The 23,442-nt window shown below is 72.9% G+C and carries 22 protein-coding genes; 14 read left to right on the forward strand and 8 right to left on the reverse strand.

All coding sequences use genetic code 11. The features are described from left to right. Positions 1-9: 9 nt before the first annotated feature. Both ACFYZS_RS27265 and ACFYZS_RS27270 read right to left on the reverse strand, forming a co-directional pair. Entirely contained in the window at positions 10-702 is a 693-nt protein-coding gene (locus ACFYZS_RS27265; protein WP_389017769.1) for a glycerophosphodiester phosphodiesterase, read from the reverse strand. Between the two features lie 188 nt (positions 703-890). Then, the gene (locus ACFYZS_RS27270) at positions 891-1,550 is read right to left on the reverse strand and encodes a PadR family transcriptional regulator (protein WP_389017772.1); all 660 of its coding nucleotides are present in this window, start codon (positions 1,548-1,550) and stop codon (positions 891-893) included. Positions 1,551-1,599: 49 nt separating this feature from the next. On the opposite strand from ACFYZS_RS27270, the gene ACFYZS_RS27275 reads away from it, so the two are divergent. From ACFYZS_RS27275 to ACFYZS_RS27295, 5 genes are all read left to right on the forward strand, one after another. Then, positions 1,600-2,721 (forward strand): LLM class flavin-dependent oxidoreductase, encoded by a 1,122-nt coding sequence (locus tag ACFYZS_RS27275; RefSeq protein WP_389017775.1) that lies wholly within the window; start codon positions 1,600-1,602, stop codon positions 2,719-2,721. A gap of 226 nt (positions 2,722-2,947) precedes the next feature. Continuing rightward, positions 2,948-4,354, forward strand: coding sequence for a DUF6421 family protein (locus ACFYZS_RS27280; protein ID WP_389017778.1), 1,407 nt, complete (start codon positions 2,948-2,950; stop codon positions 4,352-4,354). A 26-nt stretch (positions 4,355-4,380) separates the two neighbouring features. Further along, positions 4,381-5,145, forward strand: coding sequence for an SDR family NAD(P)-dependent oxidoreductase (locus ACFYZS_RS27285; RefSeq protein ID WP_389017781.1), 765 nt, complete (start codon positions 4,381-4,383; stop codon positions 5,143-5,145). Further along, on the forward strand, positions 5,142-6,203 hold the full coding sequence (locus ACFYZS_RS27290; protein ID WP_389017784.1) for a threonine aldolase family protein: 1,062 nt from the start codon (positions 5,142-5,144) through the stop codon (positions 6,201-6,203). The genes ACFYZS_RS27285 and ACFYZS_RS27290 overlap by 4 nt, the downstream gene beginning before the upstream one ends. Positions 6,204-6,275: 72 nt before the next feature. Continuing rightward, positions 6,276-6,875 carry a transglutaminase family protein gene (locus tag ACFYZS_RS27295; protein ID WP_389017787.1) on the forward strand — a complete coding sequence of 200 codons (600 nt, stop codon included), beginning with the start codon at positions 6,276-6,278 and terminating at the stop codon, positions 6,873-6,875. Here the strand turns inward: ACFYZS_RS27295 and ACFYZS_RS27300 are convergent. Beyond that, on the reverse strand, positions 6,811-8,055 hold the full coding sequence (locus tag ACFYZS_RS27300) for an MFS transporter (RefSeq protein ID WP_389017790.1): 1,245 nt from the start codon (positions 8,053-8,055) through the stop codon (positions 6,811-6,813). The genes ACFYZS_RS27295 and ACFYZS_RS27300 overlap by 65 nt on opposite strands. 81 nt (positions 8,056-8,136) lie before the next feature. Between ACFYZS_RS27300 and ACFYZS_RS27305 the strand changes: the two genes are divergently transcribed. Next, positions 8,137-8,703 carry a CGNR zinc finger domain-containing protein gene (locus ACFYZS_RS27305; protein ID WP_389017793.1) on the forward strand — a complete coding sequence of 189 codons (567 nt, stop codon included), beginning with the start codon at positions 8,137-8,139 and terminating at the stop codon, positions 8,701-8,703. A 177-nt stretch (positions 8,704-8,880) separates the two neighbouring features. Next, on the forward strand, positions 8,881-10,092 hold the full coding sequence (locus ACFYZS_RS27310; protein WP_389017796.1) for an alginate lyase family protein: 1,212 nt from the start codon (positions 8,881-8,883) through the stop codon (positions 10,090-10,092). Positions 10,093-10,345: 253 nt separating this feature from the next. Here ACFYZS_RS27310 and ACFYZS_RS27315 read toward each other — a convergent pair whose 3' ends face one another. Next, positions 10,346-11,068 carry a lysophospholipid acyltransferase family protein gene (locus ACFYZS_RS27315; protein WP_389017798.1) on the reverse strand — a complete coding sequence of 241 codons (723 nt, stop codon included), beginning with the start codon at positions 11,066-11,068 and terminating at the stop codon, positions 10,346-10,348. A gap of 236 nt (positions 11,069-11,304) precedes the next feature. On the opposite strand from ACFYZS_RS27315, the gene ACFYZS_RS27320 reads away from it, so the two are divergent. From ACFYZS_RS27320 to ACFYZS_RS27340, 5 genes are all read left to right on the forward strand, one after another. Further along, positions 11,305-11,646 carry a thioredoxin family protein gene (locus tag ACFYZS_RS27320; protein WP_389017800.1) on the forward strand — a complete coding sequence of 114 codons (342 nt, stop codon included), beginning with the start codon at positions 11,305-11,307 and terminating at the stop codon, positions 11,644-11,646. A 268-nt stretch (positions 11,647-11,914) separates the two neighbouring features. Next, a complete protein-coding gene (locus ACFYZS_RS27325; RefSeq protein WP_389017802.1) occupies positions 11,915-12,439 on the forward strand; it encodes a flavin reductase family protein in 525 nt (174 codons plus the stop codon). 203 nt (positions 12,440-12,642) lie between these two features. Continuing rightward, a complete protein-coding gene (locus ACFYZS_RS27330; RefSeq protein ID WP_030161916.1) occupies positions 12,643-13,428 on the forward strand; it encodes an electron transfer flavoprotein subunit beta/FixA family protein in 786 nt (261 codons plus the stop codon). Between the two features lie 62 nt (positions 13,429-13,490). Further along, entirely contained in the window at positions 13,491-14,453 is a 963-nt protein-coding gene (locus tag ACFYZS_RS27335) for an electron transfer flavoprotein subunit alpha/FixB family protein (RefSeq protein ID WP_099894061.1), read from the forward strand. 153 nt (positions 14,454-14,606) lie between these two features. After that, the gene (locus tag ACFYZS_RS27340; protein WP_389017806.1) at positions 14,607-15,905 is read left to right on the forward strand and encodes a DUF6986 family protein; all 1,299 of its coding nucleotides are present in this window, start codon (positions 14,607-14,609) and stop codon (positions 15,903-15,905) included. A 58-nt stretch (positions 15,906-15,963) separates the two neighbouring features. On the opposite strand, the gene ACFYZS_RS27345 is transcribed toward ACFYZS_RS27340, so the two are convergent. Continuing rightward, positions 15,964-18,522 (reverse strand): hypothetical protein, encoded by a 2,559-nt coding sequence (locus tag ACFYZS_RS27345; protein WP_389017809.1) that lies wholly within the window; start codon positions 18,520-18,522, stop codon positions 15,964-15,966. A 199-nt stretch (positions 18,523-18,721) separates the two neighbouring features. Here ACFYZS_RS27345 and ACFYZS_RS27350 point away from each other — a divergent pair, with 199 nt between their 5' ends. Then, positions 18,722-18,916, forward strand: coding sequence for a hypothetical protein (locus tag ACFYZS_RS27350; RefSeq protein WP_389017812.1), 195 nt, complete (start codon positions 18,722-18,724; stop codon positions 18,914-18,916). Between the two features lie 10 nt (positions 18,917-18,926). Here the strand turns inward: ACFYZS_RS27350 and ACFYZS_RS27355 are convergent, their stop codons facing one another. Further along, positions 18,927-19,964 carry a LacI family DNA-binding transcriptional regulator gene (locus ACFYZS_RS27355; RefSeq protein WP_389017815.1) on the reverse strand — a complete coding sequence of 346 codons (1,038 nt, stop codon included), beginning with the start codon at positions 19,962-19,964 and terminating at the stop codon, positions 18,927-18,929. Between the two features lie 148 nt (positions 19,965-20,112). Between ACFYZS_RS27355 and ACFYZS_RS27360 the strand changes: the two genes are divergently transcribed. Further along, a complete protein-coding gene (locus ACFYZS_RS27360) occupies positions 20,113-21,153 on the forward strand; it encodes an NUDIX domain-containing protein (RefSeq protein WP_389017818.1) in 1,041 nt (346 codons plus the stop codon). Positions 21,154-21,221: 68 nt separating this feature from the next. Here ACFYZS_RS27360 and ACFYZS_RS27365 read toward each other — a convergent pair whose 3' ends face one another. Both ACFYZS_RS27365 and ACFYZS_RS27370 read right to left on the reverse strand, forming a co-directional pair. Continuing rightward, positions 21,222-21,923, reverse strand: coding sequence for an MBL fold metallo-hydrolase (locus ACFYZS_RS27365; protein ID WP_389017821.1), 702 nt, complete (start codon positions 21,921-21,923; stop codon positions 21,222-21,224). A gap of 74 nt (positions 21,924-21,997) precedes the next feature. Continuing rightward, positions 21,998-23,362, reverse strand: a complete 1,365-nt coding sequence (locus ACFYZS_RS27370; RefSeq protein WP_389017824.1) for a dipeptidase — start codon at positions 23,360-23,362, stop codon at positions 21,998-22,000. Between the last annotated feature and the right edge of the window lie 80 nt (positions 23,363-23,442).

Genomic DNA, 23,442 nt, shown 5'->3' on the forward strand with positions numbered 1-23,442 from the left:
GGGCCGCCGTCAGGCGATGAACCGGCCCGTGCTGCGGATCTCCGGGAAGTCGGTGGAGGCACCGTCCAGTTCGAGCGCCCGCGCCACCCGCAGCTGCTGCAGGGTGTTGACGGTCCAGCCGGTCACCCGCAGCCCGGCCGCGTGCACCGACTCCACCCTGTCCAGGGTGAGCTCCCGGATGCCGAGGGCGACCGTGTTCGCCCCCACGGCCAGCGCCCGGTCCTCGACGGGCCTGCGGTGGGCCATGCGCAGGTCCGCGTAGAGGGTGGTCCGTACGCCCGGCAGCAGCCGGGCGGTCTCGGCGAGCACCTCGTCCTCGAAGGAGGCCACCTCCACCCGCGCGCTCAGGTCGTGGCGCAGGACCAGCTCCGCGAGCGCCGCGGCGGTCGGCCCGTCCTGCACCGACACCTGGAGCGGGGTCCGGACCGCGTCCAGGACCTCCTCGAAGACCGGCACGCGCTCGCCCTGGCCGGCGTCCAGCTCGCGCAGCGCGGCCAGGGTCAGGTCGGCGACGGCTCCGGAGCCGTCGGTGGTGCGGTCCACCTCGGCGTCGTGCAGGACGACGAGCACGCCGTCCTTGCTCAGCTGCAGATCCAGCGCGATGACGTCCATCCCGGAACGTTCCGCGCGGACGAACGACCGCAAGGTGTTCTCCGGTTCGACACCCATGACCCCGCGGTGACCGATGGTGAGGAAAGTCAAGGTTCTCTCGCTTCCGTCGACGGCGGCTCCCCGCACGGTCGCGGCGTCCCTACCGGCCGGGCGGTGAGGACGCATGCTAGTGCGCCCGGGACGCGATGGGACCGCCCGTGCAGCGCCCGGAACGAGGCCTTCGGCCGGTTCCCGCCAGGGTTGTACGCCGCCGCGCGCGCCGCGGCGGCCCTGCCGCGTCACCCGGGCGTGGGCGCGTCCCCGCCGCCTTGACGATCCGCGGCCGGGGCTCCCGCCGGGGCCGCGCCCGCGGCTCCCGCACCGGCCGCCTCCAGCTCCGCGAGATCGGCCAGCAGGGCTTCGCCGAGCTCCAGTTCGGCCAGGTGCTGGCGCTCGCTCCAGCGCAGCGCGAGCGCGGGGAAGGCCCATTCCGCCACCTCGCCCGCCTGCGCCATGGCCTCGCGTACGGCGGCCAGTTCGCCCCGGGTGCGCTCCAGATGGTGGGCGACCATCGCGCGCAGCAGCTCCGGCTCGGCGAGGTGGCCGAGCCAGATCCGCAGCAGCAGCCCGTGCTTGAGCACGGGCGGTCCGGCCTCCGCGGTGTCCGAGGCCCAGCCGGCGAGGGCGGCGCGGCCGGCGTCCGTGATGGCGTAGCGGCGCTTGGCCCGGGCCTCCTCGGGGCCCGAGCGCGCGGAGGCCGCGTACCCGAGCTCCTCCAATCGGCGCAGTTCGGCGTAGATCTGGCTGATGGCCGGGGACCAGTAGAAGAAGCGCAGCGAGGAGTCCGCCCACTTCTTCAGCTCGTACCCGGTGCGCTCCCCGGGGAAGGACAGCAGCCCGAGCACGGCCCACGCGGTGGCCGGCAGGTCTTGCTTCTTCGACGTCTGACTACTAGTCATATTCCGAATTGAAGTAAGGCCGGGCACGGGACGCAACCCTGGAGGCATCGTGAAATTCTCCGTGATCTTCGAAGCTCAGCTCGCCGACCCGACCGTGGAGCGGGAGCACCAGGTCATCCGCGACTGCGTGGAACAGGCCGTGCTCGCCGAGCAGATGGGATTCGACCGGATCTGGGCCGTCGAGCACCACTCGCTGAAGTGGTACGCCCACATGTCCGCCCCCGAGATCTTCCTGACCTGGGTCGCGGCCCGGACGAACACCATACGCATCGGCCACGGGGTCGTCTGCATGCCCTTCAACTTCAACCACCCCGTCCGGGTCGCCGAGCGGGCCGCCATGCTCGACCTGCTCTCCGGCGGCCGCCTCGACCTGGGCGCCGGGCGCGGCGGCACCGAGCAGGAGACCTCGTTGTGCGGGGTGGACCGGGAGCGCACCGCGCAGGAGGTGGAGGAGGCGCTGCGGATCATCGGCAAGGCCTGGCAGGAGGAGGAGCTGGAGTACCACGGCGAGCTGATCGACATCGACCCGCACCCGATCCTGCCGCGGCCGCGGCAGACCCCGCATCCGCCGCTGTTCCTGGCGTGCAGCCGCGCCGAGACCCTCGTACAGGCCGCCGACCTGGGCGTCGGGGCCCTGGTGATGGGCTTCGCCGGGCCGGAGTCCATCGCCACGATGCGGGCCGTGTACGACGGGGCGGTGGCCGGCCGTGACCGCGCGCGCCTCGTCTCGACGGCGGTCAACGACCACTTCTCGGTGCTCTGTCCGACCATCGTGCTCGACGACCCGGCCGAGGCGCGCCGGATCGGCATCCGCGGCCAGCGGTTCTTCGCCCAGTCCATCGGCCACTGGTACGGCGGCGCCGGCATCCCGGACGAGGCCGTGGTCGCGGGCGCCGACGAGGCGGCGGAGATGCGCAGTGCCGCCGAGCAGGTGGTGGCCCGGCTGCACGAGCAGGCCATCCCGGTGCGTCCCACCTCGACGGCGACCTTCCACGCCGATCACGCGTACGGGAGCGCCGACGAGGCCATCGCCTATGTCCAGCGGCTCAAGGAGGCGGGGGCCGACGAGATCATGTGCCTGATCCAGATGGGCACGGTGCCGCAGGAGGCCTGCCTGGAAACCCTGCGACAGTGGGGCGAAAAGGTCATTCCGCACTTCCGTACCGCTTGAGTGACCGAGGTCACCGCTCGACCCCGCGGGCGACGGCCCGCGGGGTCGAGCGGCGTGGACTGCGGTGCGCGAAAGGGGCGAAGCGCTCGCGCGGACGATGGACGGCGGGAAGAATTACGGTGTCGATGGGGGTCGAGCAGGATAATTTCCCGCGCAGGCCCTTGAGCAGGAGAGGCCCGCACGCATACGCTGTGTTGACGCGAGGTTCTCCTGTGGAGGAAGTGACATGACGGAAATTCTTGTGCCGGGTTCTGGCGGTGCGGTGATAGCCGCCGGTGCGCGGGTGGTGGACCACCCGGCGTGGCCCGAGCTCAAGGCCGCCGTGGAGGAGATCCGCCCCTGGCAGGCCAAGGACGGCTCGATCGACTTCGAGGCCGCGGACGCTCCGGCCCCGACGGAGGTCGCCGCCGCCGTCGAGCGTGCGATCGCCGCCGTGGAGACGCTGTCGCCGCTGCTGCCGCACGCCGCCTCCTACCACCGCGCGCTCGTCTCCGACCTGCGCAAGTGGGTCGCGGACGGCTTCAAGGTGCCGGACTTCCTGGACTCCCTGCTGGCCTTCCACCCGGCCGCCGAGCGCGCCGACGGGCTCCAGCACCTGGTCGTCTTCCCCATGTACACGCAGAACGGCAACCTCGACCGCAACTTCGAGGCCGTCGTCCTGAAGATGGTGTGGCCCGAGTGGCTCTCCGAGCTGGAGCGCACGCGGTACGACAACCCGCTCTTCCTCGGCATCACCTTCGAGGACTTCACCCCCGGCTACGACACGCACTCCGCCGTGCTCTTCCCGGAGACCATCGCCGTGCGCGAGGCCCCCGAGCGCTTCACCTGGGGCGGCATCTTCTGCGACCGCGAGGCCGCCCGCTACCGCAAGGTCACCGAGGCCGCCGTCGACATCCTGGGCATCGAGCTGCCCGAGGACATCGCCCGCATGGTCGAGGACCAGGAGCGCTGCGAGAAGGCCTTCGTCCTGTGGGACATGGTCCACGACCGCACCCACAGCCACGGCGACCTGCCGTTCGACCCCTTCATGATCAAGCAGCGCCAGCCGTTCTGGATGTACGGCCTGGAAGAGCTGCGCTGCGACCTCACCGCCTTCAAGGAGGCCGTGAAGCTGGAGTCCGAGGGCAACGAGCACGGCCGTGACGTGCAGTACGCCGTCCTCTTCGACCGGATGTTCCGCTTCCCGGTCTCGGGCGACCGCAACCGCAACTACGACGGCCTCGGCGGCCAGCTGCTCTTCGCGTACCTCCACAAGCACGACGTCGTGCGCTGGACGGACAACAAGCTGAAGATCGACTGGATGCGCGCCCCGCAGGTCACCAACCAGCTGTGCGCCGAGATCGAGGACCTCTACCGGGCCGGCATCGACCGCCCGAAGCTCGTCCACTGGTTCAAGGCGTACGAGCTCGTCTCCACCTACCTCGCCCCGCACCCGGGCTCCAAGTGGGCCAAGGGCCCCGACGCCCTCGACCTGACGCAGCCGCCGCGCAAGCTCGTCGACGACGTGCTTCCCGACGAGTTTCCGCTGAGCATGTTCTATGAGGCCCTCGCCAAGAAGCTCAAGGGAGTGATCGCCTCCACGAAGGGCATCACTGCAGTGAACGCCGATTCGGCCGAGCGGGTCGCCGCGTGAGCGCTCGCCCACAGGAGGCTGCACAGATGAACAGCGCTGGGAAGTCCGGGAACGGCAAGCTCCACGGTGCCGTGGTGGCGGTCGCCGGGGCCGGCGGCCCCGCCGGGCGCGCCGCCCTGCTCCGCCTCGCCGAGGCCGGTGCCGTGGTCGTCGCGGCCGACGCCGACGCGACGCGCCTCGCCGAGTCGGTGGACGCGGCCCGCTACGCCCACGGCGGCGCCACCGTCACCGGTGACACCGTCGACCTGCTCGACCTCGAGGCCACCAAGGCCTGGGCCGACCGCACGGAGAAGGAGTTCGGCCGGATCGACGGGGTCGTCCACCTCGTCGGCGGCTGGCGCGGGAGCAAGACCTTCACCGACGTGGACCTCGCGGACTGGGACTTCCTGGAGAAGCTCCTGATCCGCACCGTCCAGCACACCTCGCTCGCCTTCCACGACGGGCTGCTGCGCAGCGACCGCGGCCGCTACGTCCTGATCAGCCAGTCCGGCGCGCACAAGCCGGTCGCCAACAACGCCGCGTACAACGCCGGCAAGGCGGCCGCCGAGGCCTGGACGCTGGCCCTCGCCGACTCCTTCCGCAAGGCGGGGGGCGAGGAAGGCCCGGGCGCCGCGGCTGCGATCCTGGTGATCAAGGCACTGGTGCACGACGCCATGCGCGCCGAGCGCCCCAATGCGAAGTTCGCGGGCTTCACCGACGTCAAGGAGCTGGCCGAGGCCATCGCCGGCGTCTGGGAGCGGCCCGCCATCGATGTGAACGGACAGCGTCTGTGGCTCACTCCGCAACCGTGAAAACCGATGCCCGCCGCCACCACGATCCGGCGGTTCGCGGATTCGCGAGCGACAACTACGCGGGGGTCCATCCGGAGATCCTGGAGGCCCTCGCCCTGGCCAACGGCGGCCACCAGGTCGCCTACGGCGAGGACGAGTACACCGAGCACCTGCAGAAGATCATCCGCAGCCACTTCGGCCCGTACGCGGAGGCCTTCCCGGTCTTCAACGGCACCGGCGCGAACGTCACGGCCCTCCAGGCCCTGACGGACCGCTGGGGTGCGGTGATCTGCGCGGAGACGGCGCACATCAACGTCGACGAGGGCGGCGCCCCGGAGCGGATGGCCGGGCTCAAGCTGCTCACCGTCCCGACCCCGGACGGCAAGCTCACCCCCGAGCTCATCGACCGGCAGGCCTGGGGCTGGGAGGACGAGCACCGGGCGATGCCGCAGGTCGTCTCGATCACCCAGAACACCGAGCTCGGCACGGTCTACACGCCGGACGAGATCCGGGCGATCTGCGAGCACGCGCACGCCCACGGCATGAAGGTCCACCTCGACGGGGCCCGCATAGCCAACGCCGCGGCCTCGCTCGACGTGCCGATGCGCACGTTCACCAACACGGTGGGCGTGGACGTGCTGTCCTACGGCGGCACCAAGAACGGCATGATGTTCGGCGAGGCCGTGGTGGTCGTCAACCCGGACGCGGTCCGGCAGATGAAGCACATCCGCAAGATGTCGATGCAGCTCGCGTCCAAGATGCGGTTCGTGTCGGTGCAGCTGGAGGCGCTGCTCGCCAAGGACCTGTGGCTGCGCAACGCGCAGCACGCCAACGCGATGGCGCAGCGGCTGGCGGCGGGCGTGCGCGAGACCGACGGCGTGGAGATCCTCTACCCGGTGCAGGCCAACGCGGTGTTCGCGAAGCTGCCGCAAGAGGTGACGCGGCGGCTGCAGCAGCGCTACCGCTTCTACTTCTGGGACGAGGCGGCCGGCCACGTGCGCTGGATGTGCGGCTTCGACACCCAGGAGGAAGACGTGGACGGCTTCCTCCAGGCGCTGAAGGAAGAGCTGTCCCGCTGAAGATCTGAATAGATATACCCCCGACCGCAATTTCATTGATTCGCGGTCGGGGGTATGCCTATGCTCCGGGCCATGCAGCTGATCCCGCAGAACCCGGAAATTCACGCCTATCTGGCGGCCGATGAGGTCATAGATCACGACCACCCGCTCGTACGGGAGACCGCCGACGTCCTCTGGACCGCCACCGGCGACGCATACTCATACGCCAAGGTCGCCTTCGAGTTCGTCCGTGACACCATCCCGCACTCCGCCGACTCGGGGGACCCTCGCGTCTCCTGGCGCGCCTCGGACGTGCTGCGCACCCGCAACGGCATCTGCTACGCCAAGTCCCACACGCTGGTAGCCCTGTTGCGGGCCCGGGACATCCCGGCCGGCCTCTGCTACCAGCGGCTCGCCGACGACGACGGCTCGAACCCCACCGTGCACGGGCTGATCGCCCTGCGGCTGCCGGGGGCCGAGGGCTGGGCCCGCCAGGACCCGCGGGGCAACAAGCCCGGCGTGGATGCCCGGTTCGCGCTCGACGCCGAGCGACTCGCCTTCCCCGTACGGCCCGAGCTCGGTGAGGTCGACTATCCCGAGCTGTACGCCGCCCCGCACCCGGCCGCGATCAAGGCGCTCCGGGACTCCGCCGACCGGCCGGAGCTGTGGCGGAACCTCCCGACGGCCCTGTAGCCGCCGCACCGGCCGGTGCCGGAGCCCGCCGCGCCACCAGCGCGTGCAGCAGGGCCGCCGCCAGGACCAGTACGGAGATGCCGCCCAGCAGCGCCCGCGGCGGCGCGGCCGCGGCGAGGCCCACGAGGGCGGCGCCGAGCGAAGCGGCGGTCAGCTTGAGGCCCGCCCCGAGCGTGAACACCTGGGTCCGTACGGCGTCGGGGGCGTACTCGGAGCGGATCCGGAGGGTGGCCGTCAGCAGCGGCCCGTCGCACACGCCGGCGGCGGTGAACAGCACCGCCGCGACGGCGACGGACGGGGCGAACGCGGCCGCCGCCAAGGCGGCCCCGGTGCCTGCCATGGCCCATCGCGCCAGCAGCCCCGGCTCCACGGCCGTGATCCGGCCCAGCGTCAGGGAGCCGGCCAGCGCACCCACCGCGAAGGCCGTCATCAGCACGCCCCCGGCTCCGGGACTGCCGAGCCTGGAGGCCAGCAGCACCGAGGTGGTGGTGAGCGTGCCGATCCCGACGAAGGCCAGCGTCGTGGCCGAGGTGATCGCCCGCAGCTCCCGGATCCGCCACAGGGCCGCCAGCCCGGCACCCAGACCGGCCGGGGCGGTGCCGGGCGCGGCCGGGTCCGGCCGCGGTGCCCCGTACGGGAGGGTCGCGGCGAGTGCGGCCGCCAGCGCGCCGGCCAGTGCCAGCGCCGCCATCGCGGGCGCGGCCGAGCCCAGCGCGGCGGTCAGGCCCACCACGGCCGGAGCGGTGACCGCCGCGGCGTTGTAGGTGGACGCGTCCCAGGCGTACGCCCGGTCCCGCGCCGCCCCCGCCGGGACCAGTCCGGCGACCAGGCTGGACATCCCGCCCGTCACCATCGGCCCGCAGCTGCCGCCCAGCAGCGCCACCGCGAGCACCAGCGGCGCCGGGGCCCGGCCCAGCAGTACGGACAGCGCCGCCACCGCACAGCCGAACCCGGCCAGCGCGCCCACGTGCAGCAGCCTAGGCCGCCGGGTCCGCGCCGCGACGGCGCCGGCGAGCGGAGCCGCGAGTACGTGCGGCGCCAGCCAGGCGGTCAGGACGAAGGCCCCGTGCGCGGCGCTCCCGGTGCGCTCCAGCGCGAGCAGGACCACCGCGAGGCTCGTGCCCTCGGAGGCGAACCGCGCGGCCAGCGCGGCGGCCAGATACCGCCCGAACGCGTGCATCCCCCGGACCCCCCGCGATGTGTAACGTGATATCGGCACAAGACGTTACGCGACACGGGTGTAGGGCGAAAGGATCCGAGGATGACGGATTCCACGCAGGGGTTCTCGGCGGGCCGGCGGCTGGTCGACCTCGCCGAGGCCGTCCGTACGGACCCCGAACTCCCGCGCGACGGACTCGCGGAGCTCCTCGCGCGGCACGGGGAGCGCCCCGCCGACCTCACCGAGGAGGCCTTCACCGAGGAGGCGGCGGCCGAACTGCGCGCCGCCGCCCGGCGGATGGGAGAGGTCCTCGCCGAGAGCGACGAGGACCGCGCGGCGCAGGCGCTCAACGCACTGTTCGCGCAGTACGGCACCCGGCCCCGCCTGACCCGGCACGACGGCCACGCCTGGCACCTGCACGTGGACCGGGGGGAGCGGGCCGGTTGGGGCGAGTGGTTCCTGGCCTCCGGGGCCCTGGAGCTCTCCCGGCTGCTCACCGAGTACGGGCGGATCGCGTGGGGTGCCTGCGCCGCCGAGGGCTGCGGGCGGTTCTTCCTCGGCGCCGGGCCGGGCAGTGCCCGCCGCTACTGCCGCGCCACCTGCGCCACGCGTGCGCGGGTCGCCGCGCACCGCAGGCGCAAGCGCGCGGAGGCGGCCGGGCCGGTGTGAGCAACCGGGCCCCGAGTGCGGGCGGTCGGGCCGGTGGAGCGGTCGGCCGGTGGAGCAGCCGACCTGTGGAGATAGGAAAGTTTCCTGTCGGATAACGTTGTCAACTTGGCATGCGCATGGGTACTTTCGGCGTCAGAACATCCCCCGTTCCCCCCACCCCCGAACGGAAGGTGCTCCATGCGCCACGGAGTTCCCGCCGGACTGGCCGCCCTCGCCCTGGGCCTGGCCGCGGCCCTGACCCTCACCCCCACCGCCCGGGCGGGCCCCGCGCCGGCTCCCGCCCCCGCCCCGGCCGCCCCCGCGCAGTTCGCCCACCCCGGAGTCCTCAACAGCCGCGCCCAGTTGGACTTCGTACGTACGAAGGTGCAGGCCGGCGAGCAGCCGTGGAAGTCGGCCTTCGACGCCATGCTCGCGAGCCCGTACGGCTCGCAGTCGCGTACGCCGCGGCCGCGCGCCGTCGTGGAGTGCGGCTCGTACTCGAACCCGGACAACGGCTGTTCCGAGGAGCGCGAGGACGCCATCGCCGCGTACACCGACGCCCTCGCCTGGTACGTCACCCGGGACGCCACGTACGCGAAGAAGTCGATCGAGCTGATGGACGCCTGGTCCGCGAAGATCAAGGACCACACCAACAGCAACGCCCCGCTGCAGAGCGGCTGGGCGGGCTCCACCTGGCCGCGCGCCGCCGAGATCATCAAGCACACGTACACGGGCGGCTGGCCGAACCAGGGGCGCTTCGCCACCATGCTGCGCGACGTCTACCTGCCCGAGGTCGTGGGCGGGAAGCCGAACAGCAACGGCAACTGGGAACTGATCATGATGGACGCCGCCATCGGCATCTCGGTCCACCTCGACGACCGGGCGAGCTACGACAAGGCGATGGCGATCTACCTGGGCCGGGTCCCGGCGTACTTCTACCTGGCCTCCGACGGGGCGCAGCCCGCGTACCCGCCGCGCTCGACCATCGACACCAGGAGCGAGCTGATCGACTACTGGCACGGCCAGAGCACCTTCGTGGACGGCCTGGCCCAGGAGACCTGCAGGGACTTCGGCCACACCGGCATGGCGATCGCCGCGACCATGCACGTGGCCGAGACCTCGCGGATCCAGGGGCGCGACCTGTACCCGCAGTTCAAGGACCGGTTCCGGTACGCGCTCGGCTTCCACGCCCAGTACGAGCTCGGCGCGAAGGTGCCGTCCTGGCTGTGCGGCGGGAGCGTGGCGAAGGGGATCGGCCCGGCCACCGAGGTCGGCTACAACGCCCTGCACACGCGCCTGGGCGTCAGCATGGAGAACACCCGCAAACTGACCGAGGGGCGGCGCCCGGCGGGCACCGAGAACCACTTCGAGGCGTGGGAGACGCTGACCCACGCCGAGAACCCCAACTAGGGGGTGTCGTCGAAGTAGCTTCGTCCGCCCGTGAGGGCGGGGCCGGCGGGGTCTGGTGCGTGTGATCGCAAGGCGGAGGAGAGAGGCGACGCTCGCGTCGTCGACCGACGACAACGCGGCGAGCGCGCGTGCCGGACCCCGCCGGCCAGAAGGGACTTTGACGACACCCCCTAGGTCGCGAGCCGCCGGCGCGTGAGCGCGGCCCCGCCGTGAACAGCGGGGCCGCAGGATCACCCGGTCCGGTGGTGTGCGGTCAGCCCGCTTCCTTGACCTGGGCGGCGGTCGGCGCGGTGCCGCCCAGGTGCGCCGGCAGCCACCAGGTGTCCTCGGGGCCCTTGGGCTTGCCCGGGTAGGCGCTCTGCGCGGCGTCCAGCAGCTCCTGCACCCGCTCGCGCAGGCGGCGGGTGATGGCCCCGGCGTACTGGTCGGAGGGTGCCTCGATGGGCTCGCCGACCCGCATCGTCACGGGGATGTGGCTGCGCTTGAGGTTCTTCGGGCGGCCCTTGGTCCACAGCCGCTGGGTGCCCCACAGCGCCACCGGGATCAGCGGGACGCCGGCCTCCTGGGCCATGCGCGCGGCGCCCGACTTGAAGCTCTTGAGGGTGAAGGACTGGGAGATCGTCGCCTCCGGGAACACGCCGATGATCTCGCCGGACCGCAGCGAGTCGAGAGCGTGCTGGTAGGCCGTCTCACCCTGCGTGCGGTCGACCGGGATGTGCTTCATCGCCCGCATCAGGGGGCCGGACACCTTGTGGCGGAAGACCGACTCCTTCGCCATGAAGCGGACCAGGCGCTTCTGCGGCCGCGCGGTCAGGCCGGCGAAGATGAAGTCGAGGTAGCCGATGTGGTTGGAGACGAGAACCGCCCCGCCCTTGCGCGGGATGTTCTCCGTGCCCTTCATGTCGATGCGGATGTCCAGCGCCTTGAAGAGGGTGTGGGCGGCGCCGATCACCGGAGGGTAGACGAGCTCAGCCATGAGGGGGAGACCCCGCTTTCTGCCTGGGGAGGTGCTCCCGGCCGGAAGTTACGGCTGCGTAGGTACGCTGCCCTTGGGGATCGTGCCCCATACGCGGGCTGCTGGCCAGCCCAGACGACCGTGCCCGAGGAGATTCTCGTCACGCCGGGAATGCGGCGCGCGGACGGGGCGCTCGGATCACCGTACGAACGCAATTCAATGATGCGGCAACGAGGTCCGCGGCGACGGGAGCAGGGGTGCACGGGGACGAGGACGCGCAGGCCACGAGCCTGGCACGGCTGGGCGCGGCCGAACTGGGCGCGGAGCCCGGACGCCGGGCCAGCCTGGTGCAGTTCTCCAGCGCGTTCTGCCAGCCCTGCCGGGCCACCCGGCGGATCCTCGCCGACGTGGCCGCACTGGTCGAGGGCGTCGAGCACATCGAGATCGACGCTGAGGCCCGTCTCGAGCTGGTGCGCGCCCTGGGCATCAAGAAGACGCCGACCGTGCTCGTCCTCGACGCCGGGGGCCGGATCGTGCGGCGCGCGGCGGGGATGCCGCGCAAGGCGGACGTGATCGCCGCGCTGGGCGCCGCCATATGACCGGCACGCCGGTGCGCGCGCCCGCACGCAGCGTGACGCGCCTCGCATCTGCCCGATGCGGCTTGACTGTGTACACGGGAGATCGCCAGGCTGGCGGCATGCGGTATGAACTCCTGCTTTACGGGCGGGTCCACGTGGACCTCGTCCGCCACGCGAGCGCGCGTTGTCGAGGCCGCTGAACCACCCCGGTCTGCGACCCGATCGACCTGATCGGACCGATCCCACCGCGCCCGTGTCCGCCGCCTCCGCGGCAGAAGGAAGCACCACCATGACGGCCCCGACCGCCTCCACCGCCGCGACCGCGACCTCCGGCCTGCCCGGCTCGCCTGACCTGCTGCGCTCCGTCTTCCGCCGGCACGCCGCGGGCGTGGCCGTGATCACCGCCGAGGAGGGCGGCCGCCCCGTGGGGTTCACCGCGACCTCGCTCAACTCGGTCTCCGCCGATCCTCCACTGCTGTCCTTCACCATCGCCACGGGAGCCTCCAGCTGGCCGGCGATACGCGACTCCGAGCACCTCGGCGTCCACATACTCGGCGAGCACCAGCAGGAGCTCGCGGGCCTGTTCGCCCGCAGCGGAGCCGACCGCTTCGGCCCCGGCACCGGCTGGGCCCCGGGTCCGTACGAGGTTCCGGTGCTGGACGGCGTACTGGCGTGGCTGGTGTGCCGGGTGGTGGCGCGCGTGCCGGCCGGGGCGCACCGGGTGATCATCGCGGAGGCGGTGGCCGGGGACCCGGCCGGGGAAGGGCGGCCGCTGCTGTACCACCAGGGTCGCTTCAACGCGCTGCGCGACTGAATCGTCCCTGCTGGGGTGGGTTCGGGCGGCGTTGGACAGATCACAGTTCACCGGCCTTGCCACCGCGGAGCACCCACGGTGTACTGACGAGTAACATTCCCTTCGGAGCGCGGGCCGCCCCGACCGGGATCCGCCCGACAAGGCGCCTATGCTGCCTGCACAAGGCGGTATCAGAAAAAAGACGATGCGGTAGGAGAGCCGGCGTGAGCCTGAGGATCGTTGTCTGTGTGAAGTACGTGCCCGACGCCACCGGCGACCGGCACTTCGCCGATGACCTGACGGTCGACCGCGACGACGTCGACGGTCTGCTGTCGGAGCTCGACGAGTACGCCGTCGAGCAGGCGCTGCAGATCGCCGAAGACGCCGACGACGCCGAGATCACCGTCCTGACGGTGGGCCCCGAGGACGCCAAGGACGCGCTGCGCAAGGCGCTGTCCATGGGTGCCGACAAGGCCATCCACGTCGAGGACGACGACCTGCACGGCAGCGACGTCATGGGCACCTCGCTGGTGCTCGCCAAGGCCATCGAGAAGGCCGGCTACGACCTGGTCATCACCGGTATGGCCTCGACCGACGGCACCATGGGCGTCCTCCCGGCGATCCTGGCCGAGCGCCTGGGCGTCCCGCAGGTCACCCTGCTCTCCGAGGTCAAGGTCGAGGACGGCACCGTGACGGGCCGCCGCGACGGCGACTCCGCGAGCGAGCAGCTGGAGGCCTCCCTCCCGGCGCTCGTCTCCGTGACGGACCAGTCGGGCGAGGCCCGCTACCCCTCCTTCAAGGGCATCATGGCCGCCAAGAAGAAGCCGGTGGAGTCCTGGGACCTGGAGGAGCTGGAGATCGAGTCGGACGAGGTCGGCCTCGAGGGCTCCTGGACCGCGGTCGACTCCGCGACCCAGCGCCCGGCCCGCACCGCCGGCACGATCGTCAAGGACGAGGGCGAGGGCGGCAAGGCGCTGGCCGAGTTCCTGGCCGGCCAGAAGTTCATCTAAGAGCTTCGGCCGAAACCCTCTCGATCGCCCCCTGACTACTTCGCATTCGCAGGAGCATTCCCATGGCTGAAGTCCTCGTCTACGTCGACCACGCGGACGGCGCCGTCCGCAAGCCCACCCTCGAGCTGCTGACCCTGGCCCGCCGCATCGGCGAGCCCGTCGCCGTCGCCCTCGGCGCCGGTGCGGCCGACACCGCCGCCGTGCTCGCCGAGCACGGTGCGGTCAAGGTCCTGACCGCCGACGCCCCCGAGTTCACCGAGTACCTCGTCGTACCGAAGGTGGACGCGCTCCAGGCCGCGTACGACGCCGTCTCCCCGGCCGCCGTGCTCGTCCCGTCCTCCGCCGAGGGCAAGGAGATCGCCGCCCGCCTGGCGGTCCGCATCGGCTCCGGCATCATCACCGACGCCGTCGACCTGGAGGCGGGTGACGAGGGTCCGGTCGCGACGCAGGCCGCGTTCGCCGCGTCCTTCACCACCAAGTCGCGCGTCTCCAAGGGCACCCCGGTCATCACGGTCAAGCCGAACTCGGCCCCGGTCGAGGCCGCCCCGGCCGCCGGCGCCGTCGAGGCGCTCGCCGTCACCTTCGGTGCCCTGGCCACCGGCACCAAGGTCGTCTCCCGCACCCCGCGCGAGTCGACCGGCCGCCCCGAGCTGACCGAGGCCGCGATCGTGGTCTCCGGCGGCCGCGGCGTCAACGGTGCCGAGAACTTCGGCATCATCGAGGCCCTCGCGGACTCCCTCGGTGCCGCCGTCGGCGCCTCGCGCGCCGCCGTCGACGCCGGCTGGTACCCGCACTCCAACCAGGTCGGCCAGACCGGCAAGTCGGTCTCGCCGCAGCTGTACATCGCCTCCGGCATCTCGGGCGCGATCCAGCACCGGGCCGGCATGCAGACCTCGAAGACCATCGTGGCCATCAACAAGGATGCCGAGGCCCCGATCTTCGACCTCGTCGACTACGGCGTGGTCGGCGACCTCTTCGCGGTCGTCCCGCAGCTGACCGAGGAGATCAAGGCCCGCAAGGGCTGACCTGCGTCGATGCTGTGACTCGGGGCCGCGTGGTGACACTCACCACGCGGCCCCGAGGTGTTTCCTGCAACCATTGACTAGACAAGAACCCCTCATTAAATTCTGCTATGCGGATCTATGCTTCCGTGAAGCGGAAAAAGAGGAGAGTGCACGATGGGTCAGCAGGAGAAGGTGGCGACGAGCCTCGCAGGCGCGGTCAGCGAGGGAATCAGCGCCTCCCTCGCGCCGGTGGACGCGGAGCTCGCGCGCCACTACCCGGGCGACCCCGGCACCCGCCAGCCCATCCACACGGTCTACGTCCCCGGTGACGTCTTCGCGGCCGACACCATCCGGTCCTGGGGCGACCAGGCCCTCGCCGCCCTCGACGAGCACGCCCCGGACGCCGCCACCTTCGCCAAGGTCCTCGGCATCTCCGACGAGCTGGCCGTACCGGTCTACGACCGTGTCCGCGCCAAGCTGCTGCGCGAGCCCATCGAGGACCTCCGCGTCGACTTCGAGGACGGCTTCGGCGTCCGCTCCGACGAGGAGGAGGACCAGGCGGCCGCCCGCGCCGCCCGCCTCGTCTCCGAGGCCTTCTCCAACGGCACGAACGCCCCGTACATGGGCATCCGCATGAAGTGCATGGAGTCCAACGTCCGCGACCGCGGCATCCGCACCACCGACATCTTCCTCTCCGGGCTCCTGGAGCACGGCGGGCTGCCCGAGGGCCTGGTCCTGACCCTCCCGAAGGTCACGTACGCCGAGCAGGTCAGCGCCTTCGTCAAGCTGCTGGAGGCCTTCGAGACCGCCCGCGGCCTGCGCCCGGGCCGGATCGGCTTCGAGATCCAGATCGAGACCAGCCAGTCGATCGTCGCCTCCGACGGCACCGCCACCGTCGCCCGCATGATCGAGGCGTCCAAGGGCCGTGCCACCGGCCTGCACTACGGCACCTTCGACTACAGCGCCTGCGTCGGCGTCTCCGCCGCGTACCAGTCGAGCGACCACCCGGCCGCCGACCACGCCAAGGCGATCATGCAGGTCGCGGCCGCCGGCACCGGCGTACGCGTCTCCGACGGCTCCACCAACGTCCTGCCGATCGGCAGCACCGAGCACGTCCACGAGGCCTGGAAGCTGCACTACGGGCTCACCCGCCGGGCCCTGGCCCGCGCGTACTACCAGGGCTGGGACATGCACCCGGGTCACCTGCCGACCCGCTACGCGGCGGTGTTCACCTTCTACCGCGAGGGCCTCGAAGCGGCCGCCGCGCGGCTGAAGGCGTACGTCGCGAAGATCGAGGGCGACGTGATGGACGAGCCCGCCACGGCCAAGGCCCTCGCCGGCTACCTGGTCCGCGGCCTGGACTGCGGAGCGGTGGGTGCGGAGGAGGTCACCGCCCTGACCGGCCTGACCCGCGCCGAGCTGGACGCCTTCGCGATCCCGCGCCGCTCGGCGACGCTGACGGCGACCGCCTGATCCGCCGCGCGGTGAGGAGGCCCGGCCGGGGACGCCCCGGCCGGGCCTCGCGGCGTTTTCACAGCGGGCCGACGACCCACCGGTTCAGGATCCCGTCCCGGCCCGCGGTGACGAGCAGGCTCCCGTCGGGGGAGAAGGCCACGCCGTTGACGGCCTCGTCGTGACCGGAGAGCGGACCGTCGGCCGGCCGGCCGGTCGCCGGGTCCCACAACAGGACGGCGCCGTCCTCGCCGGCCGAGGCCAGCAGGCGCCCGTCCGCCGAGAACGCCACGTCGTACACCGCCGACATGTGCCCGGTCAGCGGCCTGCCGATCTGCCGCCCGTCGGCCGCGTTCCACAGCCGTACGGTGCCGTCGGCGCCCGCCGTGGCCAGTACGGCCCCGCCCGGCGAGAAGGCCGCCGACCACACCCCGCCCCGGTGGCCGCGCGAGAAGCCGTCCGGCAGCAGCCGGACGGCGGGATCCCACCACAGCACCCGGCCGTCCGCGCCGGAGGTGACCAGACGCCGTCCGTCCGGTGCGATGGCGAGTCCGACGACCTCGTTGGCATGACCGTCCGCGGACCCGCGGACGTGCCTGCCGGTGGCCGGATCCCACAGGTGCACGGTGCCGTCCGCGCTCGCGGTGGCGAGCAGCCGTCCGTCGGGGGAGAACGCGAGCCGTTTCAGCGGGCCGCGGTGGCCGGTCGGCAGCTCCCGGAGGACCGCGCCGGTCGCCGGATCGCGCAGGTGCACGCTCCGGTCGGCGGAGGCCGTGGCCAGCGCGCTCCCGTCGGGGGAGAACGCCAGGCACCAGGGCAGGACGGGGGGATCGGACAGCGGCGGGCCGACGGGCAGCCCGGTGACCGGGTCCCACACCCGTGCGGACCGCTCGCTGCCGGTCGCCGCGACGAGACGGCCGTCGGGCGAGAAGGCCACCCGGACGAGGGCGGCCTCGGCCCGTACGGGCGGCAGCCGGACCGGCTGCCGCCCGCGCAGGGCGACGGCCAGGGCCTGGGCCGCGAGCGGTGTCGTGCGGGGGGTGCCGGACCGTTCGTACACCATCACCGTCTCGTCGGAGGACGAGGTGGCCAGCAGCCGTCCGGTCGGCGAGAAGGCGATGTCCTCGACCCGGCCGCGGTGATCGCTCAGCGGCGGGCCGACGGGCAGCCCGGAGGCCGTGTCCCACAGGCGTACGGTCGCGTCCTCGGAGCCGGTCGCGAGCAGTCGGCCGTCGGGCGAGAAGGCCAGGGCGCAGACCGGGCCGGCATGGCCCCGCAGCGTCAGCGCGCCGCGGCCGCCGGCCGCCTCGCACAGGGAGGTCCGGCCGTCCCGGTATCCGAGGGCGAGCAGGAGTACGTCGGGGGAGAGGGCGATCACCTCCGGCGTGCCCGTGGACGCGGTGCGGGGCGCGCCGGCGACGCCCCCGCCGAGCAGGTCCCACACGCGCGAACTCCGGGCGGCGGCCAGCAGCCGGCCGTCGCGGGCGAAGGCCACGGCGCCGACCGGGTCCGTGCCGCTGCCGCGCGTGACGACGACCGGGAGCCGGCCGACGGTCAGGTCGCAGAGCCGTACGGTGCCGCCGAGTTCGAGGGTGGCGGCCATGCCGCCCGCCGGTGCGCAGGCGATGGTCGTGACGGGGGAGGCGTGGCCGGTGACGGGCGGCCCGTCGCGGCGGCCCGTCGCGGGGTCGATCCGGTGGAGTACGGAGGGGTCTCTGGCGTCCGCCGCCAGCAGCCGCCCCTCGGGGGTGAAGGCGAGCGGGTGCGTCGCGGTGAAGGGGGTGATGGTGCCGACGCCCGTCGCGGTGTCCCACAGCTGGACGGTGTCCCCGCCGGCGGAGGCCAGCAGGCGGCCGTCGGGGGAGAAGGCCAGGTCCCTGACCGGGGCGAGGTGCCCGACGAGGCGGTGCCGGAGGGCGTACGGGGCCCGGCCCGCGAGCGGTCCGGCGGGCGGCCCGGCGAACGGCTCGGCGAGCGGTCCGGCGGGCGGCCCGGCGAACGGCTCGGCGAACGGCTCCGGAGGCGGCGCGGGAGCCGGCGCGGGCGTCGGCGCGGCCGTCGGACCGCCCGCCGGTTCGGGATGCCATGGCGCCCGGGCCCGTTCGGCGGTGCCGAGGGAGCCGGCGGGTTCGTGGGGTCCGGCGGGGTCGTGGGGTCCGGCCGGGTCGTGGGGCACGGCCGACTCACGGCGCCCGGTGGCTTCGCGGGGCCCGGCGGCCGTGTCCCGGGGGGCCTCCCGCACCGGTTCCCCGCGCCCGGTGGCGCTCTGCTCGGGGCGGACCGCGCGGGGAGGCTGCAGCGCGGCCAGTTCCTGCCAGCGCCGCCGCCAGACGGCGAGTTCGGGCGCGGTGTGGGCGGGGATGGCGGTCGGGCGGCCGTATTCGTCGTACGACAGCAGGATCCGGACGAGCGCCATGAAGGTGTCCGACCGGACGAGCCGCTTGCCGTTGAAGACATCGCTCTGGGTGGCCACCGGCAGCCGGAGATCGGTACCGGAACCGGCCGCACGGGCTTCGAGATCGCGGTACGAGGGCCGGCCCCGCCCGATCCGTAATCGCGTCAGGTCACCGGCGAGCGCGGCGAGCCCCTCCTCGAAGGTCGTGAAGGTGCCGTGCGGCTGCGGCTCCATGTCCCCCATGTCCCCCCTCGGCCATGTGTGGCCGCCCAGGTTAGAACGCCGCCAGCGGAACAGTCCCGAACTTTCCGGAACAGCTCGGAACGGCCGCCACGTTCCGCCGAACACCCGTGGCGTTCACCGGGTTTCCGGGGCGATCACCCCGGACCGGGTTCGTTCCGTACCTGCCCGCCGGCGGCCCGGCCGGGGGTGCAATCGAGCCATGACCACTCCACGCGAAACGGACCAGCCGTTCCTGTCCCTGCACACCGCCGTCGTGCTCGTCGTCGCCCTGCTGATCGGGTGCGCCGCCGGCGGGCTGAGCTTCATCGGCGGTGTGCCCGTCGCCCTCTCCGTACTCGCGGGGCTCACCGCCTCCGGCGGGGCCGTGCCCGTACTGCGGGGGCTGATCCGCTGAACCCGAACCCTCACGCGGCCGGGGGGAGTTCGCCCGAGCCGCGGGGGATCAGCCGGGTCGGGAGTTCGATGCGGGCCGGGGCGAGGGCGGCGCCCGCGAGGCGCTGGAACAGGCGGTCCGTGGCCACCCGGCCCAGGGCCGCCGCGTCCTGCGCCACCACCGTCACCCCGGGCCGCAGCAGATCGGCCAGCTCGAAGTCGTCGAAGCCGACCAGGGCCACCGGCCGCGGGTGTTCGGCCAGGACCCGTACCAGTGTCACCGTCACCCGGTTGTTCCCCGCGAAGACCGCGGTGACGGCGTCGGGGCCCGTCAGCATCGCCCGGGCCGCCTCCCCGACCCGCTCCGGGGAGGTCGAGCCGAGGGAGACCCAGGGCTGCGCCACCGGCAGGCCCGCGTCCGCCATCGCCGCGTGGTAGCCGCGCAGGCGCTCCGTCGCCGTGTGGATGCGCGGGTGGTCCCCGATGAAGCCGATCCGGCGGTGGCCGCCCCCGATCAGGTGCGCCACGCCTTCGCGCGCACCGCCGAAGCTGTCGGACAGCACGACGTCCGCGTCGATCCGGCCCGCGGGGCGGTCCACGAAGACCGTGGCCACCCCCGCCCGGATCTCCGGCTCCAGGTAGCGGTGGTCGTCCCCGGCCGGGATCACGATCAGCCCGTCCACCCGGCGCGCGCACAGCGCCAGCGCCAACTCCCGCTCCCGGTCGGGGTCCTCGGCACTGGACCCGTTGATGAGCAGCGCCCCGTGGGCCCGGGCCACCTCCTCCACGGCCCGGTTCAGCGGCCCGTAGAAGGGGTCAGCGAGGTCCTCCAGAACCAGTCCCACGGTGGCCGTACGCCCCTTGCGCAACACGCGGGCACTGTCGTTGCGGCGGAAACCGAGCGCCTCGATGGCCTCCTGGACCCGCCGCACGGTGTCCGGCGTGACCCCCGCCTCGCCGTTGACCACGCGCGAGACCGTCTTGAGGCCCACGCCGGCGTGGGACGCCACGTCCTTCATGGTCGGCCGGTTGCCGTAGCGGGGGTCGGACGGACGGCGGGTCTGCGGCACGGGACGGAAACCTCCGGAGGTGGCGGGACGGGCGGGGCCGGGCTCTGACCCTGAGGATAAGCACTGGGCCGAGGAGCGGGTTTCCGTGACAGGGTGTTGCGGGCAAGCCACTGGGGGCTCCGGACGAGCCATGGGGAGAGGTGTAGACGTGATTGTCTGGATCAACGGCACATTCAGCGCCGGGAAGACCAGCACGGCCCGCGAACTGACCAGGATCCTGCCGGACAGCACCCTGTACGACCCGGAGCTCGTCGGGGACTCACTACGCCAACTGCTGCCGCGCAAACGCCTCGCGGAGGTCTCGGACTACCAGGACCTGCCGAGCTGGCGGCGCCTGGTGGTGGACACGGCCGCCGCGATGCTCGCCGAGCTGGGCGGGGTGCTGGTGGTGCCGATGACGCTGCTGCGGCAGGAGTACCGGGACGAGATCTTCGGCGGGCTGGCGGCGCGCCGGATTCCGGTGCGGCACGTGCTGCTCGCCCCGGAGGAAACGATCCTGCGCGAGCGGATCGCGACACGTGAGGAGCCGGGGGACCCGGCCGGCGTGGACGTGCGGGTGCGGCAGTGGGCGTACGACCACATCCCCGTCTACCAGCAGGCGCTGGGAGGCTGGCTGGCGGCTGACGCGCACGTCATCGACAACGGCGCCCTGAGCGTGCGGGAGACGGCCGAGCGGATAGCCGAGGCCGTCCGCACGGATGCGGCCCGGGTCTGCGACATCGTGCAGACACCGGAGCCGACGCGGGAGACGGTGGCGGCCGGGGTGCTGCTCTTCGACGACGAGGACCGGGTGCTCCTGGTCGATCCGACGTACAAGCCGGGCTGGGAGTTCCCGGGCGGGGTCGTGGAGGCGGGCGAGGCACCGGGGGCCGCGGGGGTGCGCGAGGTCGCGGAGGAACTGGGCCTGGAGCTGGACGCCGTACCGGGGCTGCTGGTCGTGGACTGGGAGCCGCCGGTGCCTCCGGCGTACGGGGGCCTGCGGCTGCTGTTCGACGGGGGCCGCCTCCCGCCCGCAGCGGCGGCGCGCCTGCGGCTGCCGGGCCCGGAGCTGCGGGAATGGCGGTTCGTGACGGAGGCGGAAGCGGCCCACCTCCTCCCGCCGGTCCGCTACGAACGCCTCCGCTGGGCCCTCCGGGCCCGGGAACGAGGCCGCCCCCTCTACCTGGAGGCCGGCCGCCCGACGCCCTAGGGAGTGTCCGTCGGCGGGGCGACGCGGTCGGGCGCCCCGCCCGGCCGGGCGGGGGCCTTGGGGCGTGGCTACGGGAGGGCCGGTTCCGCGGCTGCGGCCGCGCGGAGGGCGGCCGCAGCGTCCTCGGTCAGCGGGTCGCCGTGCCCGAAGCAGGCCACCGACGGGGACAGAGCCGCGAGCCGCCGGAACGAGGCCAGGGCCTGTGCGCGGTCCACGTTGAACACACCCAGCATCACCTGCCCCACCGCCGCGATGCAGTCACCCGCGAACAGCACCCCGTGCCTCGGCAGGTGGATGCCGATGCTGCCCGGCGTGTGACCCGGGGCGTGGACCACCACCGCGCCGCCACCGAACGGGAGCACCTCACCGTCCTCGACCTCCCGGTCGACCCGGCTCGGGGGTGCCTCCGGGACCGTCAGGCCGTGCGCGTACAACGGGAGTTCCCAGTCCAGCAGGTCCGGCTCGGGCACCGGGACCCCGCCCCGGATCACGGGGGCGTCCAGCCGGTGCGCCACCACCTGCGCACCCCAGCGGCCGGCGAGCTCCTCCGCCGCACCGACGTGGTCGCGATGGCAGTGGGTCAGGACGATCCGCTCCAGCCGCTCCGGGCTCAGCCCGAGGGAGCGGACGGCCTCCTCGATCGCCGCCGCGGCCCCGGCATGGCTGGAGTCGACCAGGGTCAGGGCATCACCGTCACGCCACAGGTACGCCTGACCGATCGGGAAGCGGAGCATGTGCAGCCGCTGCGGGAGTACTTCGACGAGATCCATGCGCCGAACGTACGTCCGCCGGCTCCGCTCCCGGCACGCCTTTCACCGGGAGCGGAGTTCGCCCGTAGCGCAGGTCAGCCGCGCTTGGACTCCGCGTAGTTGACGAGGAACAGGGCCTCCGCGAGCGAAAGCCGCTCCAGCTCCTGCGGCGAGACGCTCTCGTTCACCGCGTGGATCTGGGCCTCGGGCTCGCTCAGCCCGATCAGCAGCATCTCGGCCTCCGGGTACAGCGAGTTCAGCGTGTTGCACAGCGGAATCGATCCGCCCATGCCGCTGACCTGCATCTCCTGGCCCGGGTACGCCTCCTGCAGGGCCGCCGCCATCGACGCGTACGCCGGGCTGTCCGTGTCCGCCCGGAACGGCTGGCCCTGGCCGACGACCTCGAGTCCGAGGCGCGCCTGCCACGGGGTGTGCGCCACCAGGTGCGCCTCCAGCAGCTTGACGGCGTCGGCCGTGTCCACGCCCGGCGGCACGCGCAGGCTGATCAGGGCGCCGGCGCTCGCGTGCACCGAGGGGGTGGCGCCGACGACCGGCGGGCAGTCGATGCCGAGCACCGTGACGGCCGGGCGGGCCCACAGCCGGTCCGCGACCGTGCCCTCGCCGATCAGCCCGACCCCGTCCAGCACGCGCGCGTCCGCACGGAAGTCCGCCTCCGGGTACTGCAGGCCCTCCCAGACGGCGTCCGAGGCCAGGCCGTCGACGGTCGTCGACCCGTCCTCCGCGCGCAGCGAGTCCAGCAGCCGGATCAGCGCGGCCAGCGCGTCGGGGGCGGCGCCGCCGAACATCCCGGAGTGCAGGTTGCCGCCGAGCGTGTCGATCTTCACCTTGATCAGGCACATGCCGCGCAGGGTGGCCGTCACCGTCGGCAGGCCGAGCCGGAAGTTGCCCGTGTCGCCGATGACGATCGTGTCCGCCGTCAGCAGCTCCGGGTGCGCCTCGGCGTACTGCTGGAGGCCGCCGGTGCCCTGCTCCTCCGAGCCCTCGACGATCACCTTCACGCTCACCGGCACGCCGCCGTTGGCCTTCAGCGCGCGCAGCGCCAGCAGGTGCATGATGAACCCGCCCTTGCAGTCCGCGGCCCCGCGCCCGTACCAGCGGCCGTCGCGCTCGGTCAGCTCGAAGGCGGGGGAGATCCAGGCGGCGTCGTCCAGCGGCGGCTGCACGTCGTAGTGCGCGTACAGGAGGACGGTCGGCGCACCCTCCGGGCCGGGCAGGAAGCCGTACACCGACTGGGTGCCGTCCGGGGTGTCGAGGAGGGCCACGTCCTGGAAGCCTTCGGCGCGCAGCGCGTCGGCCACCCAGTCGGCCGCGCCCTGGCTCTCGCTCTGCGGGAACTGCGCCCAGTCCGCCACCGACTGGAAGGCCACCAGCTCGCTCAGCTCCTGCTTGGCGCGGGGCATCAGCGAGGTGATGGTCTCGGCGATCGGATTCTGGGACATGGGCACGCTCCTCTTGGGTGCGACGTTGTATGGGTGTACGCCGTGTACGCGTACGCCGTGTATGGGTACTCGGCGGTACG

Source organism: Streptomyces sp. NPDC001903, assembly GCF_042891345.1.
Lineage (GTDB): Bacteria > Actinomycetota > Actinomycetes > Streptomycetales > Streptomycetaceae > Streptomyces.

Bases quoted from the DNA above. Each gene is read 5' to 3' on its own strand.
- ACFYZS_RS27270 (WP_389017772.1), bottom strand. From the start codon at position 1,550: ATGACTAGTAGTCAGACGTCGAAGAAGCAAGACCTGCCGGCCACCGCG.
- ACFYZS_RS27280 (WP_389017778.1), top strand. From the start codon at position 2,948: ATGACGGAAATTCTTGTGCCGGGTTCTGGCGGTGCGGTGATAGCCGCC.
- ACFYZS_RS27285 (WP_389017781.1), top strand. From the start codon at position 4,381: ATGAACAGCGCTGGGAAGTCCGGGAACGGCAAGCTCCACGGTGCCGTG.
- ACFYZS_RS27295 (WP_389017787.1), top strand. From the start codon at position 6,276: ATGCAGCTGATCCCGCAGAACCCGGAAATTCACGCCTATCTGGCGGCC.
- ACFYZS_RS27300 (WP_389017790.1), bottom strand. From the start codon at position 8,055: ATGCACGCGTTCGGGCGGTATCTGGCCGCCGCGCTGGCCGCGCGGTTC.
- ACFYZS_RS27305 (WP_389017793.1), top strand. From the start codon at position 8,137: ATGACGGATTCCACGCAGGGGTTCTCGGCGGGCCGGCGGCTGGTCGAC.
- ACFYZS_RS27310 (WP_389017796.1), top strand. From the start codon at position 8,881: ATGCGCCACGGAGTTCCCGCCGGACTGGCCGCCCTCGCCCTGGGCCTG.
- ACFYZS_RS27315 (WP_389017798.1), bottom strand. From the start codon at position 11,068: ATGGCTGAGCTCGTCTACCCTCCGGTGATCGGCGCCGCCCACACCCTC.
- ACFYZS_RS27325 (WP_389017802.1), top strand. From the start codon at position 11,915: ATGACGGCCCCGACCGCCTCCACCGCCGCGACCGCGACCTCCGGCCTG.
- ACFYZS_RS27335 (WP_099894061.1), top strand. From the start codon at position 13,491: ATGGCTGAAGTCCTCGTCTACGTCGACCACGCGGACGGCGCCGTCCGC.
- ACFYZS_RS27340 (WP_389017806.1), top strand. From the start codon at position 14,607: ATGGGTCAGCAGGAGAAGGTGGCGACGAGCCTCGCAGGCGCGGTCAGC.
- ACFYZS_RS27345 (WP_389017809.1), bottom strand. From the start codon at position 18,522: ATGGGGGACATGGAGCCGCAGCCGCACGGCACCTTCACGACCTTCGAG.
- ACFYZS_RS27350 (WP_389017812.1), top strand. From the start codon at position 18,722: ATGACCACTCCACGCGAAACGGACCAGCCGTTCCTGTCCCTGCACACC.
- ACFYZS_RS27365 (WP_389017821.1), bottom strand. From the start codon at position 21,923: ATGGATCTCGTCGAAGTACTCCCGCAGCGGCTGCACATGCTCCGCTTC.
- ACFYZS_RS27370 (WP_389017824.1), bottom strand. From the start codon at position 23,362: ATGTCCCAGAATCCGATCGCCGAGACCATCACCTCGCTGATGCCCCGC.